The organism is Actinocorallia lasiicapitis (assembly GCF_054778695.1).
The window spans coordinates 1-1,266 of the sequence record NZ_BAAGZI010000738.1; the positions used below are offsets into that span (position 1 = coordinate 1).

1 protein-coding gene is annotated in these 1,266 nt (G+C 74.4%); it reads left to right on the forward strand.

What is annotated here, in order from left to right:
- Positions 1-1,122 (forward strand): IucA/IucC family protein (locus tag ACYVE7_RS34240; protein ID WP_460370757.1); only part of this gene is annotated, 1,122 nt, incomplete at its 5' end.
- Positions 1,123-1,266 lie beyond the last annotated feature (144 nt).

A 1,266-nucleotide genomic window follows, 5' to 3' on the forward strand; every position in this document is an offset into this window, starting at 1 on the left:
CCGACCCGGCACGACGCGCTCGCCGCCCGGCTCCCCCACCCCGTCCACCCGCTCGGCCGCGCCAAACCGGGCCTCACCGAGGCCGAACTGCGCGCCTACGCCCCCGAGTTCCAGCCGACGTTCCCGCTCTGCTGGACCACCGTCCCCGAGGCGAACGCCACCGGCGTCCTCCCCGAGTGGTGGCCGACGCCCGACGCGCTCGGCCTCCCCGCCGGGACGGTCTTCCCCGTCCATCCGCTGACGGTCAGGCGCGGCCTGGTCGACGGGCCCGTCGCCCGGTTCCTGGAGGTCACGCCGACCCTGTCGATGCGGACCCTCGCCGTCACGGCCCGCGACCACGTCAAGGTGCCGATGCCGGTCAGCACGCTCGGCGCCCGCAACGTCCGCGCCGTGAAACCGGCGGCGCTGGCCGACGGCGCGAAGGTGCAGCGCCTGCTCGCCGAGGCCGCGCGCGAGCTGGACGTGCCCGTCCTGCTCGCCGACGAGCAGACCTACGGCCACCGCGGCGATCTCGCCTACCTGGTGCGCCGGATGCCCGTCCCCGACTCCGTGCCGGTCGCGGCGCTGCTCGCCCCCGGGGTGCTCGCCGAGTTCGGCGACGACCCCGAGACCTTCTTCTCCGCCTACCTGCGCACCCTGTTCGCCTGGAACGCGGGCCTCTTCGAACACCACGGCATCGCGCTCGAGGCCCACCAGCAGAACCTCGCGGTGACACCGCGCGGCGAACTGGTCGTCAAGGACAACGACAGCGCCCTGTTCGCCGCCGACCGCCACGACCCGGCCGATTTCGCCGATCCGCGGCTGGTCGGCGACCGCGAGGCCCTCGCGAAGGTCTTCGTCACGATCACTCTGCATCTGTGCGCGGGCGCCCTGGCCTTCGGCTTCGCCGAGCGGGGCGTGCTGCCGCTCCGCCGCGGTCTCGCGCTGGTCAGGGACCGGCTCGACGAGGCCGTCACCGATCCGTTCCTGCGCGCCAGGACCCTCGACGCCGCACGCCTGCCCACCAAGGCGATGCTCACCGCCGGAACCCTCGTACCGAAGAGCCGCACCGGCGCGGCCGACGTCAACAAACACTACGGCCCGGACGGGCCCAACTACCTTCGGGAGCCGATGTGCTGCTGACCTGTGCCGACGCGGACGAGGCCACCACGGTGGCCCTCCTCAACTGCCTGGTCAGGGAGGTTCTGGCGCCCGCGGGACGGGTGCGGGCCACCGGCGGCCGGCTGGCCCTGACGCTGGCCGGCGGCGAGCTCGCCGCGACCGGCG